The organism is Sporomusa sp., assembly GCF_057736855.1.
In genome coordinates this window covers 1-15,758 of record NZ_JBYKYF010000034.1, presented here as the reverse complement: position 1 = coordinate 15,758, position 15,758 = coordinate 1, and the positions used below count along the sequence as shown (strand labels likewise).

The window sequence follows — 15,758 nt, the reverse complement described above, 5'->3', positions numbered from 1 at the left end:
CCGAACCCAGCCACTTGGTAACGCTAGCACTGTACCGCCAGGGGAATGACTTGGAGGCTATTGCTAAGGCCAGGGGTTTGACCATAGCTACTATACAAAACCATTTGGTACGTTGTGCGCACGAAGGGATTGCTGTTGAATGGGACCGGCTGATTCCGGCGCAATATGAGGAATTAATTATTGCCAAGATCAAAGAAATTGGCGGCAAGCAGTTAAAGCCGCTCAAAGAGGCTTTACCTGACGCTGTGAGCTATGCAGCGATTAAGGCTGTCTTGTGTAAGCATTTTGGAGCTGCAGGCCATGAAAAATAACGGCATTTTTTATTTTTACGAAAGAAATTATTATATGCGCATTATATATTGGAAATGCGACACTACATGAATGGTTGCGGCACTCGCAATCGAAGTAAGGATGTTATTGATGCCATATACGTATATTGTAAGGTGTGCAGACGGCAGTTTGTATACTGGTTGGACAATTAATCTTGAAGCTCGAATAACTGCTCACAATAATGGCAGTGGCGCCCGCTATACCCGCAGCCGTTTGCCTGTGACTCTGGTCTACTACGAACTCCAGCCAGATGAGCGGCAGGCGCGAAAACGTGAATATGCGATAAAACAGCTTAAACACAAAGACAAAGAGCAGCTAATAGCTGGGTTTACTGTTATATAATTGGAATTGGGGTTACCCAGTAAGTGTCAGCGGCGATCCGGAACATCACCCCTGGCCTGTATTCGTTCGTGGGAGGTACTCTATATTTTGGTGAATTCTTACGATGCTGTTAGTAAACAATGCAAGTTTCATGGTGATCGTTCCGTAAATGCGCTGACCGGGCCGCAGCCAGCACATTGTATGATGTGAAAGTGGATGTTCGTTCTGCCTGACTTGCTTGATATTCTTACCACTAGCCTGTTATATTATCGCCGAATCAAATTCCGGTGGCAGATGGAACTGCTGGCAGAGTACAGGATGGTTATCGCATAGAAAAAGAACTACGCCAGAATATAACAGGCGTAGCTCTTTTTTCGGGATTTTGCATGATTTTTATCATACCTCAAATCCTACTGGTGTAGCCTATAGCGTGCGGTTTTCAATCTGTGCTATGGCTCGCAGGGACTGCATCAGGGCAGCGAAACGTTCCGGTTTAATGGACTGTTGACCGTCACATTTTGCATTACTTGGGTCTTGGTGAACTTCGACAATTATTCCGTCAGCACCTACGGCAATAGCGGCTTTCGAGAGTGCTTCAACCATCCACCATAATCCGGCAGCGTGGCTGGGATCGACAATGACCGGCAAATGACTGAGACGCTTGATTGCCAGTACGGCGCTAAGATCTAGGGTATTACGTGTATAGGTTTCAAATGTCCTGATACCGCGTTCACATAATATAACTTCTTCATTCCCGCCTGCTAAGATATATTCTGCAGACATGAGCAGTTCCTCAATCGTTGCGCTGAGGCCTCTTTTTAGCAAAATGGGTTTCCTGAGTTGGCCAGCAGCTTTTAATAGGTCGAAGTTTTGCATATTGCGGGCACCGATTTGAATAATGTCAATATCTTCATGATATTGCTCCAATTGTTTAATTGACATGATTTCGGTGACGATAGGCAGGCCGGTAGCTTCTCTGGCCAGCTTAAGCAGTTCAAGACCTTCTTCCTGCATACCTTGAAAACTGTATGGTGATGATCGTGGTTTAAAAGCACCGCCGCGCAGGAAACCAGCGCCAGCAGCCTTAACGGCATGGGCTATACTGATAATTTGTTCGTGGCTTTCCACCGAACAAGGGCCGGCAATAATAGCCAGTTGATTTCCCCCAATGCTTTGCGAGCCAACATGAATGATGGTGTTTTCTGGATGGAAAGAGCGGTTAGCTTTTTTGTATGGCTCTTGTACAGACAATACTTTTTCAACATATGGTTTGCTCAGCAGATAGTCACGGTCAATTTTGCCAGTATCACCGACAATTCCTAAAATGGTTTGAAACTTACCGTAGGTAGGCCAAACGCTGCAGCCATAGGTTTCTAATTCTAGTTTTAGTTTCTCGATTTCCTCAGAGGTAGCCGAAGTATTTAATACAATAACCATAATTAACGCCCCCAGAATGTGTTTATAATCTATAATAAAAAAAACCTAAAGCTCATTGAGCCTTAGGTTTGCTGTTATAACAACAGTTCTAGTTAGATTAAGGACTCAGTGGCAAAATAGGTGTTAATAATTTATTGAATGCCAAAAAACTTGCGCCAAAAAAGCTGGCCCAAGCATAAAAGAAAAAGTATTGCTTTGTATATAAATTAATAGTAATTGGTTTCATGGCAAGCACCTGTTTGGACAAAGTATTTTAAAACTATGTATTCATTATACCAGATAATTTAAAAGTGTCAATATCTATATGAAATAAAGATGAATGATAAGTATAGTGTAACTTATTGATTGAATTATAAATACAAATGTTCGTGATCGTGAAATTTAGTGATGGTATTGGTTAACTGACAGGCATGAATGGCAACTGCACCAAAAAATTGACACTGGCGATTGTTGGTTGTATAGTTTATAATAGTTTAACTAGATAGCTGCTAGACGTTGTAGCGATAAGCTGAAAATGGAGGCGCAGGTGTGCGAGTAACTAAAGCTGTTAAGCAAGAAATGCTTGCATTATTGGAACAATATTATAAAGATACTACAACCGCGCTGAATTATTCAACGCCGTTTGAACTGCTAATTGCCGTAATTTTGTCTGCTCAATGTACAGATACCAGGGTGAATATTATCACAGCTCGCCTATTTCCTCGTTATAATACACCGGAAAAGATTCTCGAATTAGGGCAGGCTGGGCTGGAAGAAGCTATTCGTGATTGTGGCTTGTTTCGGAGTAAAGCGAAAAATATAATGGCAACCTGCGAGATATTGTGCCGGGAATTTGGGGGACAGGTACCGGAACGCTTTGAGGATTTAATCAAATTACCAGGAGTAGGACGGAAAACCGCCAATGTTTTGGTAAGTCAACTCTTTGGTGTACCTGCCATTGCTGTGGATACTCATGTTTTCCGGGTGGCTAACCGGCTGAAGCTGGCAGTAGGTGACACGCCGTTGGCTGTAGAACAAGGGCTAATGCGAGTGATTCCCCGGAACAAATGGGGAGATGCCCACCACTGGCTTATTTGGCATGGACGCAAAATCTGTAAGGCAATGAATCCAGCATGCGCAGAGTGTTTTTTACATCATTTGTGTCCAAGCAGTCATGGTAAATAAAGATATTGTATAAATATTAATAATGTTGTATAATAATACCAAATTCTTGGGGGGATGGGCAGTGATTTTTCGTAAAGCGAAGTTTAGTGATGTGGAAGACATTATTAAACTGATTAATGATTATGCTGAACAAGGACTCATGTTGGCGCGGTCGCGGAATACCTTGTATGAGGGTCTGCGGGAGTTTATTTTAGCAGAAGAAGATGGTCAAGTTGTCGGTGTTGCCGCATTGCATTTAGTATGGAATGAATTAGCTGAGATTCGGGCTTTAGCTGTTCATCCTAGTAAGACTAAGCGTGGAATCGGCCGTGAAATTGTAAACAGACTTACTGAAGAAGCAAAAGAACTTGGCGTGAAAACTTTATTCGCATTAACCTATCAACCAGGTTTCTTTGCTAAGTTAGGCTTTAAAGAAGTAGCCAAAGAGAGTGTGCCGCATAAAATGTGGAAAGAGTGCATTAATTGCCCTAAATTCCCCAATTGTGACGAAATCGCAATGGTTAAGGAATTATAAAAAACATGTCCTCTATCAAAATTTTGATAGAGGACATGTTTTTTATGATTAAAATTCTGGTGATGTAAGAGTAAACTAACGTTTCTAAAGGATTTCACGCGGGTCGGTTCTGGCCTATAGTTCGATACTTTGACCTGGCTTCATAATTTGGACAGGAATGCTTAGTGCTTTGACTTTGACTTCAAAATCTTCTGGTGATTGAGCGATAAGCGGCCAGGTATTGTAGTGCATAGGAATTACGGTTTTTGGCTGGAGAAGCTTGACGGCTTCCACTGCATCATCTTGCCCCATAGTGAAATTATCGCCGATTGGCAGCAGGGCATAGTCGATGTTTTCCAGGCGTCCTAAAAGGGCCATATCGCCAAAAAGGGCTGTGTCGCCAGCGAAGTAAATGGATTTACCGAAAAAGTTGACAATAAACCCGCAGGCATGACCGCCAGGGACACCCGCTCCATGGAAGGCTGGAGTTATCCGGACATAACCAAAATCAAAAGAACGCTTGCCGCCCAGATGCATGCCTATAGTAGCACAGCCTTGCTGTTCTGCCAGAGAAGCCAGCTCAAAAGTAGCTATAACCGTGGCCCCGGTGCGTTTGGCAATAGCGAATGTATCGCCAAGGTGGTCATTATGACCATGACTGACCAAAATATAATTGCAGTTAATGTCATCAGCGGTAGCAGGATTCACAGGATTGCCACTAAAAAAAGGGTCAAATAGCAAGGTTGTATTATTATGTGTTACGGTAAAACAAGCATGACCATAAAATGTAAGGGTAGTCATCGTTGCGTACACCTCCATGTAATATTCGGTATTATAGTATTTTTTACAACATTGCCTAATAAATTCCTGCTGTTGCGAGAACTATACAGAAATTCTTCCAGATGTGTTCGTATAATAAATGCACTATTGCTGGTGTTTTGAGTTAAACGTGTCTGTAAATTTTTGCTACTATATAAGCAATATTGTAACTCCAAATTCCGGTTTTGCAAGAAGGTTAATTAACAATAATGAAGAATTTTTAAAATATGAATGGTTAACAAAGGAGCGGTAGAATGATTCCGGTAATATCGGTTATCGGTCAGTCAAACAGTGGTAAGACAACCTATTTGGAAAAATTAATTGCTGAGTTGAAACGACGAGGATACAGGCTTGCAGTTATTAAGCATCATCATAATGATAATTTTTCCATGGACAAGCCGGGGAAAGATACTTGGCGGCACGCCCAGGCTGGCGCTGATATCGTTTGCCTAGCTTCATCACATAAGTTGGCCATGCTGAAAACCAGTGACCAGGAATTATCACTTGCACAAATTATTAGCTATATTGATCATGTAGATATCATCTTTACCGAAGGGTATAAGCACGAAGCTATGCCAAAGATTGAAGTATATCGTCAGGCAGCAGGCAATCTTCCCCTTGGTTATAGGCCAGAGCTGCTTGCGGTGGTGAGTGATACTGTACTTTATGATAATGTAATGCATTTTCCGCTTGATGATTCTTCAGCGATGGCAGACTTTATTGAAGAGAATGTATTGAAAATGAAATAGCAAAGGAATGAGTGCTGTGCATGACGGATATAACCGCCAAATCAATTATTTACGGGTTTCGGTAACTGATCGGTGTAATTTTCGCTGTGCTTATTGCATGCCGGAGCAAGGTGTTCTAATGCTAAGTCATGATGATATTCTCAGCTATGAAGAAATTCTTCGGGTTATTCGGGTTGTAAGTCAACATGGTGTAACCAAGATTCGCTTAACAGGCGGTGAGCCTTTGGTACGGCGGGGGATTATTGAATTTGTTCGCAATATTGCTGACCTAAATACAATAACTGATTTATCCTTGACTACCAATGGCAGTTTACTAGCCGAAATGGCCGGAGCACTGAAAGAGGCTGGCTTGCATCGAGTGAATATTAGTCTTGACACAGTCGACCCGGAACAGTTCAGATTCATTACTGGCGGTGGTAATGTTGCCGATACGATTAAGGGCATACGTGCTGCTTTGGCGGTAGGTTTGACACCAGTAAAGCTTAATGTGGTATTGACAGAAAAAATTACTGAGCATGATATCGAGTATTTTGTCAGTCTGATACACCGTGAGCCAATATCTGTCCGGTTTATCGAATATATGCCGATTGGCGATTCGCGGGTTGGTCCAGGGCCCAGTGTTTCAGAAATAAAAACAATGATTCATGGGCTAGGCAGGGGAGAATTACAACCGATGGCGAATATTCGTGGCAATGGTCCGGCCAAATACTTTAGTTTGCCGCAGGCTAAAGGCACCTTGGGATTTATAACGCCAATATCAGACCATTTCTGTGGTGCATGCAACAGAATTCGCCTGACAGCGGATGGAAAATTCAAACCCTGTTTATTGTCCAATCAAGAAGTGGATATTAAGGCCGCACTCCGCAGTGGAGCTAGTGATGATGTCATAGCGAAACTATTTTATACTGTTATTTCCCATAAACCTGAAGGGCATACATTGACAAACTCCCAAAAAACAACGAATTTTTTTCGAAAAATGTCGCAAATCGGCGGATAGTTCTAAAAAAGAGGATTGTTGTAACAATCTCTTTTTTTTTTGCAAATTGGCTATGCTTAGGTTTACCAGATGTTGCAAGGATTGATAGATTGTTAGAGTGCAGTTATGGTTTTTGGATACAAGCATTGTGTCATATAAGTGTGATACATATGTAACAAAAGGAAGACACAAATGACACAATTTCAAACAATTGTGAAATAGGGAACTAACATTAATTGATAAAACCCTCTGAATTCCATGTTTTACCAAACTGAGTGATCATGGCATGAAAGTTGCAATGTAATATGGATGTGAGTACGACACCGGAAACAGTGGCTTTGAACCACATAGTCCAATAATCCAACGCGTTGGGATATGGACGCCGGAATTTGGCTAACGGGAGGTGAATCAGTTACCTTCGTTCAGTATTTATGAGATATCCCGGTTCGATGAGTTGCTTGGTTATGGGTATTTGGAGAAAAACTAAAGAATGAGAGGAGTTTTGATGATGGCGAAAAAATCTTATGGTTATTTTATGCCTCCAGTAACCCTGATGGGGGTTGGCTGTCTGGAAGATATCGCTGATTATATTAAACCTATGGGGTTTAAAAAGGCGTTAATTGTTACCGATAAAGTTCTTGTCCAAATACAACTTATCAAAAAACTCACCGATGTGCTTGATAAAATTAATGTAGAATATGTTATTTTTGATGGTGTTCAGCCTAACCCGACAGTTAGCAATGTTAATGAAGGTTTGAAACTGCTTAAAGATAATGAGTGCGATTTTGTTATATCTTTTGGTGGCGGTTCGCCTCATGACTGTGCAAAAGGTATTGCCTTGGTTGCAACTAATGGTGGCAAGATTGAAGACTACGAAGGTCTCAATAAATCAGCTAAACCGCAAATGCCTCTCATTGCGATTAATACAACATCAGGTACTGCCAGCCAAATGACCCGTTTTTGTATTATAACTGATGAAGTACGGCATATAAAAATGGCTATTGTTGACTGGCATACAACGGCAGTTATCGCTGTTGATGATGCTGAATTAATGGTTGCTATGCCGCCAGCCCTCACTGCTGCTACGGGTATGGATGCGTTGACCCATGCAGTAGAAGCGTATGTTTCAACAATTGCTACCCCGGTTACCGATTGTGCTGCCTTGAAAGCTATGGAACTGATTTCCCGCTATTTAAGAAGAGCAGTTGCCGATGGCAATGATATGGAAGCTAGAGAAATGATGACCTATGCCGAATATCTTGCCGGCATTGCCTTTAATAACGCCAGCCTCGGATATGTACACGCCATGGCCCATCAGCTTGGTGGATTCTATGATCTGCCTCATGGTGTTTGCAATGCTATTTTGCTTCCGGCTGTTGAAGACTTTAATTCGAAGGTTGTTCCTGAGAGATTTGTTGAAATTGCCAAAGCGATGGGTAAAGATGTATCCGGATTATCACCTGCAGAGGCTGCAGCCGCAGCGATTAGTGCTATTCGGGAACTTTCTGCTGATATCGGAATTCCTGCAGGCCTTAAAGATCTTAAAGGATTCAAGGAAAGTGATATTCCAACATTAGCTGCTAATGCGCTGAAAGATGTTTGCGGTCTGACTAATCCGAAACAAGCAACGCAAGAAGAAATTGAGGCCATATATAGAGCTGCCATCTAAGCAAGCAATCAAGATTATCACGTTGGTACAAATGAGCCCGGTAGATTTGCCGGGCTCATTAAATTAATATCTATTTTTATCTTCATGTTAAAAACGGCTAGAAAAGTATGTTAATAACGAATTATACTATAATGCTTATGTGTAATATAAGTAATAATTTTATGAAATAAATTGGTGTTAACAGATTGCAGGATTTGTTCAATAAATGGCAAATTTTTAGAAGATATGAAACATTATTGGGAGGCAGACCACGAGAAGCCAGCTAAATAGTAGTATAGGAAGGAGTAATCATAGTGGGACTTACACATTTCAACAACTCCGGTAAAGCCCGTATGGTTGATGTTACGCTGAAAGAGGAAACAAAGCGGGAGGCTATTGCAGAAGGCCGAATTAGCATGAAGCCTGCCACGCTTGCGCTGATAAAGCAAGGGACAATGGGGAAAGGCGATGTATTAGGAGTGGCTCAGGTAGCCGGAGTCATGGGTGCCAAGCGGACGTGGGATTTAATTCCAATGTGTCACCCGCTGTTATTAACCGGGGTCAACCTGGAATTTGATATTGAGGAAGAGGCAAGTGCTATTAAGATTAAAGCCACTGTTAAGACTACCGGCAAAACCGGAGTGGAGATGGAGGCGTTAACAGCAGTTTCCGTGGCGGCCTTAACCATTTATGATATGTGTAAAGCAGTTGATAAAGGTATGACAATTGAGTATGTCCGTTTAGCGGCTAAATCTGGCGGCAAAAGCGGTGACTATGTTAGGGAGGATAAATAAATGCAAGGAAAAATTGTTGCGGTTTGTACCAGCAAAAACAAAGGGGAACGCAAAAAAAACGTCGGACAAGCTAATTTACTGGTCGGTCTGGGGCTTGAGGGAGATGCTCATGCCGGTTTTCAGCATCGCCAAGTAAGTTTGCTGGCGTTAGAAAGCATCGAAAAGATGCGCCAAATGGGGCTTGATGTTCATCCTGGAGATTTTGCTGAAAATTTAACCACCGAAGGACTAAACTTGCCGCTTCTGCCTGTCGGCACTAAATTAAAGATTGGCGAAGCCTTGCTTGAAGTTAGTCAAATCGGTAAAGAATGCCATACACGCTGCAACATTTATTATCAGGCCGGCGACTGTGTCATGCCGAGAGAAGGAATATTTGCCATTGTTGTAGCAGGTGGAAAAGTTTCGTGCGGTGATACTATTGAGGTGATTGAAAATGTATAGTATTGGTATTATTACGGCCAGTGATAAAGGATCACGCGGCGAACGGGAAGACATAAGCGGGAAAACTATAGCTGAAGTGTTGGCTGGTTTAGGTGAGGTTAAGCATTATGTAATTGTTGCCGATGAGCAGCAAGCTCTCAGCGAAGCTATGATTCATATGGCAGATCATCTAAACATTGATCTTATTCTTACTACCGGCGGCACTGGGCTTGGGCCGCGTGACGTGACACCGGAAGCCACTTTAGCGGTAATTGACAAACAGGTTCCGGGAATACCAGAGGTTATGCGCGCTAAATCGCTGGAAAAAACTTCACGGGCTATGCTCTCGAGAGCAGTGGCAGGTTTGCGCGGGCGCAGCCTAATCATTAATCTGCCCGGCAGTCCTAAAGGTGTGCGAGAATGTTTAGAAGCTATACTGCCGGCGTTGGAGCATGGGCTGGCGATTATGAAAGGTGAAGCAAATGAGTGTGCTAGGTCTTAATGCGGTATTCACATTGTTGCAGCTTCTGTTAATGATCATATTCATAATCAATATTCTCATTGTTTGATTAACTTTCTTCTATATGAAGTAGCTCGTCCCTGAATCCTGTTGTTTTAGCTTTATAAAAGCAGGTTTGCTGAGAAACATGTATTTGCTATAATAAAGAGACATTACTAGTTTGCCGATAGGCAATAGTGGTGTCTTTTTGTGCTATTTGACTACTTGCGTATGCTTTTGCAGGGGATTACCCCTGCTGTAGCGAATAACCTGTAAAGATTAAAGTAGGCTATAGTAGAAGAAACGTCATAGGAGTGAATGGTTTGTCCAAGCCCATTTATGTAATAGGTCACCGAAATCCAGATACTGATTCCATTTGTTCAGCCATTGCTTATGCACAACTTAAGTTAGCATTAGGTGAACAAGCCGTTCCAGTGCGCGCCGGGAAAATTAACCCCGAAACTAAATATGTATTAGATTTCTTTGGCATACAACCCCCGCAATTACTACTTGACATGTATCCGCGTGCTAAAGACGTAATGCATGAGAAAATCGTTACTATTCATCCTTGGAATACACTGCGAGAACTCGGACAGCTCATTAAGCAGTATAACGTAAAATCAATTCCCGTTGTTGAAACGGATGGCAGTTTAGTGGGAATCGTTACGGTAGGAGATTTAGCCGAACGGTATGTCAGTGAGTTGGGAATGCAAGATTTACGGGAGGCAGGAGTTGACTATGCTGGAATTCTGCGCAGTCTGAATGCTACTGTGGTATGTGGTGATGATTTGGCCAAGCCCATTATAGGTCAGGTAAAAATTGCCGCATCCCGTGCTCAGACTTTGGAGACACTGATTCAACAAGAAGATATTGTTATTGTCGGTAATCGTACCAATATTCAGCTAGGTTGTATCAAGCGGGGAGTAGCATGCCTGATTGTAACTGGCGATTTTGAAGTAGAGCCAGAAGTAGTAGCTGCCGCTAAAGCTGCAGGAACATATATTTTCTGCACCCCGTATGATACGTATACTTGTGCTCGGCTGATTAATCAGAGTATCCCAGTTGGAAAAGTTATGAAAACCAATGTTACCTCATTTAAACCGGACGATATGGTTGCCGACATAAAGAATGTCATTATTCGTACTGGATTCCGAAACTATCCGGTGGTGCGCAACGGGAAAGTAGTAGGGCTTATTGATCGTGACCGGTTGATTGTCCCTGAACGAGATCAGGTAATTCTGGTGGATCACAACGAGCGTTCGCAAGCCGTCGATGGTATTGAGGAAGCTAAGATTATTGAGATTATCGACCATCACCGGCTGGGAGGATTGGAAACCAGTGAGCCTATTTTTATCAGGCATGAGCCGGTAGGTTCCACTGCAACTATTGTTGCTAATATGCATTGGCATAGAAATATTCATATACCCAAAACTACCGCAGGGTTGCTGCTGGCTGCCATTATCTCAGATACGGTATTGTTTAAATCGCCGACGGCGGCGAAAAAAGACCGCGATACGGCCCAGAAGTTAGCAGCAATCGTCGGACTTGATATCCAGGAATTTGGGATGGCCATGCTGAAAGCTGGCTCGGTTGTTGATAAACTGACGCCTGGCGAGATTGTAGCTACCGACCTGAAAGAATTCCAGATCGGTGAATATCATGTTGCGATTAGCCAAATATCTGTAATGGATCCTTTGACAGTGTTAAAGCAGCAAAGTCAGTTAAATAGTGCGCTAGCGGCCCTCTGCGAAAAAGAACAATATAATATGGCGATACTGTTGGTTACTGACATATTGAGTGAGGCTACTTATCTGTTGTATTACGGGCAGCCGTCAGGCCTCATCGCAGCTGCATTTGGTGAGGGAGGCCCTGACGGCATCTGGTATTTGCCTGGTGTTATGTCACGCAAAAAACAGGTAGTGCCGCCATTAATTGATGCAGCTCGCCGAGATACAATGTAATACTTTATTTCAATTTATTCCATTTAATTGAAAGGATGAGATACATGGCAACTTACATAACAAATGGTGTATGCGCCAAAAAAATTGAGTTCGAAGTAGAAAAAGGAATTATAAAAAAAGTAGAATTTCAGTCAGGTTGTCCGGGAAATCTAGCTGGTATCAGCCGGCTGGCTGTGGGTATGAAAGTGGAGGATGTTATACATAAGCTTAAGGGACTGACTTGTGGTGACAAACAAACCTCCTGCCCAGATCAGTTTGCCAGGGCATTGGAGACATTATATCGCAAGTAACCTATTTCGAGAGTAACAGGTGAGACGAGTGCTTATTTGTGAGATTGTATATCAAACTACCAGTGAACGCTGGGGGATATTTCCGCGGGATATTGGCGAGTTTCAGGCACGACTTGTTAGTAATGGTATAGATGATCATCCCAATGCGCACACTATTATCAAGAGGTCTGAAAAAATTGAACTTATATCAACCTCGTTTACTCCTGATGAAAAAAATAAGCGGCATCGAAAAGCTCTCGAAAACTTGGTACAAGCATTGCTGCAGGCAGGCTGGGAGCAACAGCCTAAACGCGGGACAGAGTGGTATAATTTAACATTTACGAAAGTTAATTAATTTCTATTGACAGCGAGAGTTTTATCTGCTATATTCATGTGCAATAATATATTCAAATGCAATGAACGGGAAAAGTAAATAGGCTACGCTATTTTCAGAGAGCCGGGGGATGGTGCGACCCGGTAGGCGTGCATATTGAAATACACCCGCGAGCAGCAGGTTGAACGTTTGTCAAGTAGACTGTGCCGGATGCCACCGTTATCATAGGCTAGGGTATCGGAGTTTCCTGTACCCGAAAAAAGTGGCTTGCTAGTAAGCAAGCAGGGTGGTACCGCGAGTAGAGTCTCGTCCCTGTATAGGGATGAGACTTTTTATATTTTATACGGAGGCGATGGATATGATTATTGTTATGAATCCAACGGCTACTCAGACGGAAATTGACAATGTGATTGACCGGGTAACCGGAGCAGGATTAAAAGTTCATTTATCAAAAGGTAAACTTCGGACCATTATTGGCTTAATTGGGGAGAAAAGACTTATGGAGCAGTTACCGATTGAGGCCATGCCAGGAGTAGAAAAAGCAATATCAGTGACTGCTGGTTACAAACTAGTCAGTCGGGAATTTAAAAGTGAAGACACAGTGGTTGATGTAGGTGGCGTGCTTGTTGGCGGTCTCAATATTGTGGTTATGGCCGGTCCTTGTGCCGTTGAGAGTCGGGAGCAGCTATTGGAAGCAGCCCAGGTTGTGAAGGAAACAGGCGCTCAATTTTTGCGGGGCGGCGCCTATAAGCCACGAACTTCACCCTATTCTTTTCAGGGACTAGAAGAAAAGGGGCTGGAAATGTTAGCAGAGGCCAGAGAGTTGACCGGACTAAAAATTGTTACCGAGGTTGTTGATGTTGAATCAGTACCAGTAGTAAGCGCTTATGCCGATGTGTTACAAATCGGTGCTCGCAATATGCAAAACTTCAAACTCTTAAAGGCGGTAGGCAAAAGTGGTATGCCTGTCCTATTAAAGCGCGGGATAGCGGCTACCATTAATGAATGGTTGTACGCGGCTGAATATATTATGAGTGAAGGCAATTTTAATGTTATGTTCTGCGAGCGGGGTATCCGGACCTTTGAAGAATATACTCGCAATACGCTGGATTTAAGTGCGGTGGCAGCACTCAAGAACTTGAGCCATTTGCCGGTTATTGTGGATCCCAGTCACGGGACCGGTTTGTGGAAATTAGTACGTCCTATGGCTAAAGCCGCCATTGCGTGCGGGGCAGACGGACTTATGATTGAAGTTCATCCCAATCCGGCAGAAGCTTTATCTGACGGTAATCAGTCACTGACTCCAGCTAATTTCCAGGCATTGATGAATGATGTGGGAGCCATTGCTCGTGCAGTAGACAGGAGAATACCATGAGCTTGTTTGTCGAGCGGATTGCGATTATCGGTATGGGGCTGATCGGTGGTTCGCTTGGCTTAGCCTTCAAAGCAGCCAGAGGTGCAAATATCGAAGTTATTGGTATGGATATCAATGAACAGTCCCTTGTCAAAGCGCAACAGAGTGGTGCTGCCGATATAGTAACTAGCGATTTTAAGACAGGTGTAAAAAACGCCGACATGGTTTTTCTGTGTACACCTGTGTTGCAAGTCGTCCCACTGGTAAAAGAAATAGCGCCTTATATTCGAAAGGGCGCTGTTTTGACAGATACCGGCAGTACAAAAAGCCTTTTACTTGAGCAGATAACCGCTGTGCTGCCCGAAGGTGTCCATTATATACCAGGGCATCCTATGGCTGGACGCGAAAAAAGCGGCATTGAGGCCGCAGATGCAAGGCTTTTTTATGATAAGTGGTATATTCTTACCCCAGATTCGTCCAGTGATGAACTGGCGATTGAAGCAGTTTGCCAGGTTATTGGCTGGACTGGGGCTAAAATTACCTTTATGGAAGCTGGACAACATGACTGGTGTACTGCACTAATTAGTCATATGCCGCACATCGGTGCGGCTGCCTTAGTAAACCTGCTGGAGTACTCCTGTGATCAGGAGAGCAGCATTAAACTAGCTGGCGGTGGTTTTCGAGATACTACCCGAATTGCTTCTTCTGACGCCGATATGTGGGCAGATATCTGTATCACCAATGCTCAACCCATTGCTGACAGTTTAGCCAAATTTAGCCAGCTGTTAAGCCAGGTGGCGGAAGCCATCCGCCAAGGAGATCGAGCCACGATTCATAGCTTTTTTGCTAGTGCTAAAAAACGTCGGGATGAATTATTGCGCTTGGAAGAGACAGCTAACGGACGACCCTTGTCCAATGGGCGTTGATAATTTGGGCCATGAGTTGTTTTCCGGTTATATCAAGATGAAGACCATCGATACCCAAATGTTCAGGAAGCATACGGTTATTATCGGCAAAAAAAGGTTCAATGTCTATATGGTATTGTTGTTGGCGGATAAAATTATTCACGGTATCAAATTCTTCTCGCCAGTTAGGTACAGTTTCTTCTTGAAAGATGCGCGCAATCGCTTCCGGATTAATGGGTGGCAGTGTCAAAAATATTGGTCTGATGCCATGTAGCAAGCATTTGTCACGTATGGCGGCAAGTTCGGAAATTACCTGTGTTGCGGGAATACCACCGCGCAGGCTGTTAGTGCCGCCGAGAATCAGTAGATATTTTGGTTTATATGGCAGTACATCTTGTTCAAAACGCGCCAGCATACTTGCAGACGTATCGCCGCTTTTGCCCAGATTTATTGCCGGAAAATGAAGGTATGTCTGGTAGTTGTAGTCAGCATCAGCTGGGGAATAGGAGATGGCGCCGCCACCATGAGTAATACTGTCACCAAAAGTTGCCGCATAATGTCTGCGAATTGGGTTTACGGTGAACTCGCCGGTATCTGAGTAGACGCCTACTGGATTGCCAACGGCATCAAGGCCGCGAACTCGCCAGTAATATGTACCGGGGGCCATGCGGGGGTGATCATCATAGCAATCATTCAGGCCAGTAACAATTTTGCTCCAAATGCGATGGCGCGATGGCTCAACGCCATTAGGATTTTCTGGCGGTCGATTGGTGAGTTCAACTTCGTAGCTTACAGCCCCTGTCACAGGTATCCAAGCATAGGCAGGGTAGAGTGGTGTTGGTAGGGTTGCCGGTTGCCTGTTATTAATTAGCGGACAGATAACCGGGACAATATTTCGGTCGATCCAAACTTCTGCTGCATCGGAAAATACTCCTATTGGGTTGCCTTGATGATTAAGCGCGCGGACACGCCAGTAAATCCGGTTGCCGCTATACCAGGATAAGTCAGCATGATATCCGTTGGTAAAAATCGACTGAGTTACATAGAGTTGATGCTTAGAAGGAAGGGTATCATTTGGGTTTTCCGGCAAAGCTGCTAACAATTCCAACTCATAGTAAACTGCGCCAGGAACAACTGTCCAGGTAAGCATTGGCTGGAGAGAAGCCGGGGCGTCAGCCGGATAGGAAACAGTGGGCTCTGGTTTGACTGGATCAACTCTAGGCGTTTGCCTATTGATATCAGTTGGAGTGGTATATTGCTCCCGTGATTTACTCTCTACATTTGG

The 15,758-nt window shown here is 43.5% G+C and carries 18 protein-coding genes and 1 other annotated feature; of the genes, 15 read left to right on the top strand and 3 right to left on the bottom strand.

Annotated elements, in window-relative coordinates:
• On the top strand, positions 1-311 hold a 311-nt coding region (locus AC29Z1_RS03965), incomplete at its 5' end, for a helix-turn-helix domain-containing protein (protein ID WP_488270164.1).
• Between the two features lie 109 nt (positions 312-420).
• Positions 421-672, top strand: a complete 252-nt coding sequence (locus AC29Z1_RS03960; RefSeq protein ID WP_488270163.1) for a GIY-YIG nuclease family protein — start codon at positions 421-423, stop codon at positions 670-672.
• Between the two features lie 402 nt (positions 673-1,074).
• Here AC29Z1_RS03960 and aroF (AC29Z1_RS03955) read toward each other — a convergent pair whose 3' ends face one another.
• Positions 1,075-2,088, bottom strand: coding sequence for a 3-deoxy-7-phosphoheptulonate synthase (gene aroF, locus AC29Z1_RS03955; RefSeq protein ID WP_488270162.1), 1,014 nt, complete (start codon positions 2,086-2,088; stop codon positions 1,075-1,077).
• A gap of 528 nt (positions 2,089-2,616) precedes the next feature.
• Here aroF (AC29Z1_RS03955) and nth point away from each other — a divergent pair.
• The gene (gene nth / locus AC29Z1_RS03950) at positions 2,617-3,252 is read left to right on the top strand and encodes an endonuclease III (protein ID WP_488270161.1); all 636 of its coding nucleotides are present in this window, start codon (positions 2,617-2,619) and stop codon (positions 3,250-3,252) included.
• Between the two features lie 61 nt (positions 3,253-3,313).
• Positions 3,314-3,766 carry an N-acetyltransferase gene (locus tag AC29Z1_RS03945; protein ID WP_488270160.1) on the top strand — a complete coding sequence of 151 codons (453 nt, stop codon included), beginning with the start codon at positions 3,314-3,316 and terminating at the stop codon, positions 3,764-3,766.
• 114 nt (positions 3,767-3,880) lie between these two features.
• Here the strand turns inward: AC29Z1_RS03945 and AC29Z1_RS03940 are convergent, their stop codons facing one another.
• Positions 3,881-4,546, bottom strand: a complete 666-nt coding sequence (locus AC29Z1_RS03940; RefSeq protein WP_488270159.1) for a metal-dependent hydrolase — start codon at positions 4,544-4,546, stop codon at positions 3,881-3,883.
• A gap of 272 nt (positions 4,547-4,818) precedes the next feature.
• Between AC29Z1_RS03940 and mobB the strand changes: the two genes are divergently transcribed.
• The 11 genes from mobB (at position 4,819) to AC29Z1_RS03885 (ending at position 14,494) form a co-directional block, all read left to right on the top strand.
• Positions 4,819-5,313 carry a molybdopterin-guanine dinucleotide biosynthesis protein B gene (gene mobB / locus AC29Z1_RS03935; protein ID WP_488270158.1) on the top strand — a complete coding sequence of 165 codons (495 nt, stop codon included), beginning with the start codon at positions 4,819-4,821 and terminating at the stop codon, positions 5,311-5,313.
• Positions 5,314-5,320: 7 nt separating this feature from the next.
• Positions 5,321-6,310, top strand: a complete 990-nt coding sequence (moaA, locus tag AC29Z1_RS03930) for a GTP 3',8-cyclase MoaA (protein WP_488270157.1) — start codon at positions 5,321-5,323, stop codon at positions 6,308-6,310.
• Between the two features lie 484 nt (positions 6,311-6,794).
• The gene (locus AC29Z1_RS03925) at positions 6,795-7,958 is read left to right on the top strand and encodes an iron-containing alcohol dehydrogenase (RefSeq protein WP_488270156.1); all 1,164 of its coding nucleotides are present in this window, start codon (positions 6,795-6,797) and stop codon (positions 7,956-7,958) included.
• 293 nt (positions 7,959-8,251) lie between these two features.
• Entirely contained in the window at positions 8,252-8,731 is a 480-nt protein-coding gene (gene moaC / locus AC29Z1_RS03920; protein ID WP_488270155.1) for a cyclic pyranopterin monophosphate synthase MoaC, read from the top strand.
• Complete coding sequence (locus AC29Z1_RS03915) at positions 8,732-9,172, top strand: MOSC domain-containing protein (RefSeq protein ID WP_488270154.1); 441 nt, start codon at positions 8,732-8,734, stop codon at positions 9,170-9,172.
• Positions 9,165-9,653 carry a MogA/MoaB family molybdenum cofactor biosynthesis protein gene (locus AC29Z1_RS03910; protein WP_488270153.1) on the top strand — a complete coding sequence of 163 codons (489 nt, stop codon included), beginning with the start codon at positions 9,165-9,167 and terminating at the stop codon, positions 9,651-9,653. The genes AC29Z1_RS03915 and AC29Z1_RS03910 overlap by 8 nt, the downstream gene beginning before the upstream one ends.
• Before the next feature lie 320 nt (positions 9,654-9,973).
• On the top strand, positions 9,974-11,611 hold the full coding sequence (locus AC29Z1_RS03905) for a putative manganese-dependent inorganic diphosphatase (protein WP_488270152.1): 1,638 nt from the start codon (positions 9,974-9,976) through the stop codon (positions 11,609-11,611).
• Between the two features lie 44 nt (positions 11,612-11,655).
• On the top strand, positions 11,656-11,901 hold the full coding sequence (locus tag AC29Z1_RS03900) for a TIGR03905 family TSCPD domain-containing protein (RefSeq protein WP_488270151.1): 246 nt from the start codon (positions 11,656-11,658) through the stop codon (positions 11,899-11,901).
• 19 nt (positions 11,902-11,920) lie between these two features.
• Positions 11,921-12,235 carry a hypothetical protein gene (locus AC29Z1_RS03895; RefSeq protein WP_488270150.1) on the top strand — a complete coding sequence of 105 codons (315 nt, stop codon included), beginning with the start codon at positions 11,921-11,923 and terminating at the stop codon, positions 12,233-12,235.
• Positions 12,236-12,287: 52 nt separating this feature from the next.
• Positions 12,288-12,531 (top strand) — a binding site (T-box leader).
• A 41-nt stretch (positions 12,532-12,572) separates the two neighbouring features.
• Positions 12,573-13,589: a 3-deoxy-7-phosphoheptulonate synthase gene (gene aroF, locus AC29Z1_RS03890; RefSeq protein WP_488270149.1), complete on the top strand. Its 1,017-nt coding sequence runs from the start codon at positions 12,573-12,575 to the stop codon at positions 13,587-13,589.
• The gene (locus AC29Z1_RS03885; RefSeq protein ID WP_488270148.1) at positions 13,586-14,494 is read left to right on the top strand and encodes a prephenate dehydrogenase; all 909 of its coding nucleotides are present in this window, start codon (positions 13,586-13,588) and stop codon (positions 14,492-14,494) included. The genes aroF (AC29Z1_RS03890) and AC29Z1_RS03885 overlap by 4 nt, the downstream gene beginning before the upstream one ends.
• Here the strand turns inward: AC29Z1_RS03885 and AC29Z1_RS03880 are convergent.
• On the bottom strand, positions 14,463-15,758 hold a 1,296-nt coding region (locus AC29Z1_RS03880; protein WP_488270147.1), incomplete at its 5' end, for an SGNH/GDSL hydrolase family protein. The genes AC29Z1_RS03885 and AC29Z1_RS03880 overlap by 32 nt on opposite strands.

What these genes read in the sequence shown, in the direction of transcription:
- AC29Z1_RS03960 (WP_488270163.1), top strand. Translation starts at nt 421, where the DNA reads ATGCCATATACGTATATTGTAAGGTGTGCAGACGGCAGTTTGTATACT.
- aroF (WP_488270162.1), bottom strand. Translation starts at nt 2,088, where the DNA reads ATGGTTATTGTATTAAATACTTCGGCTACCTCTGAGGAAATCGAGAAA.
- AC29Z1_RS03940 (WP_488270159.1), bottom strand. Translation starts at nt 4,546, where the DNA reads ATGACTACCCTTACATTTTATGGTCATGCTTGTTTTACCGTAACACAT.
- mobB (WP_488270158.1), top strand. Translation starts at nt 4,819, where the DNA reads ATGATTCCGGTAATATCGGTTATCGGTCAGTCAAACAGTGGTAAGACA.
- moaA (WP_488270157.1), top strand. Translation starts at nt 5,321, where the DNA reads ATGAGTGCTGTGCATGACGGATATAACCGCCAAATCAATTATTTACGG.
- AC29Z1_RS03925 (WP_488270156.1), top strand. Translation starts at nt 6,795, where the DNA reads ATGATGGCGAAAAAATCTTATGGTTATTTTATGCCTCCAGTAACCCTG.
- AC29Z1_RS03915 (WP_488270154.1), top strand. Translation starts at nt 8,732, where the DNA reads ATGCAAGGAAAAATTGTTGCGGTTTGTACCAGCAAAAACAAAGGGGAA.
- AC29Z1_RS03910 (WP_488270153.1), top strand. Translation starts at nt 9,165, where the DNA reads ATGTATAGTATTGGTATTATTACGGCCAGTGATAAAGGATCACGCGGC.
- AC29Z1_RS03900 (WP_488270151.1), top strand. Translation starts at nt 11,656, where the DNA reads ATGGCAACTTACATAACAAATGGTGTATGCGCCAAAAAAATTGAGTTC.
- aroF (WP_488270149.1), top strand. Translation starts at nt 12,573, where the DNA reads ATGATTATTGTTATGAATCCAACGGCTACTCAGACGGAAATTGACAAT.
- AC29Z1_RS03885 (WP_488270148.1), top strand. Translation starts at nt 13,586, where the DNA reads ATGAGCTTGTTTGTCGAGCGGATTGCGATTATCGGTATGGGGCTGATC.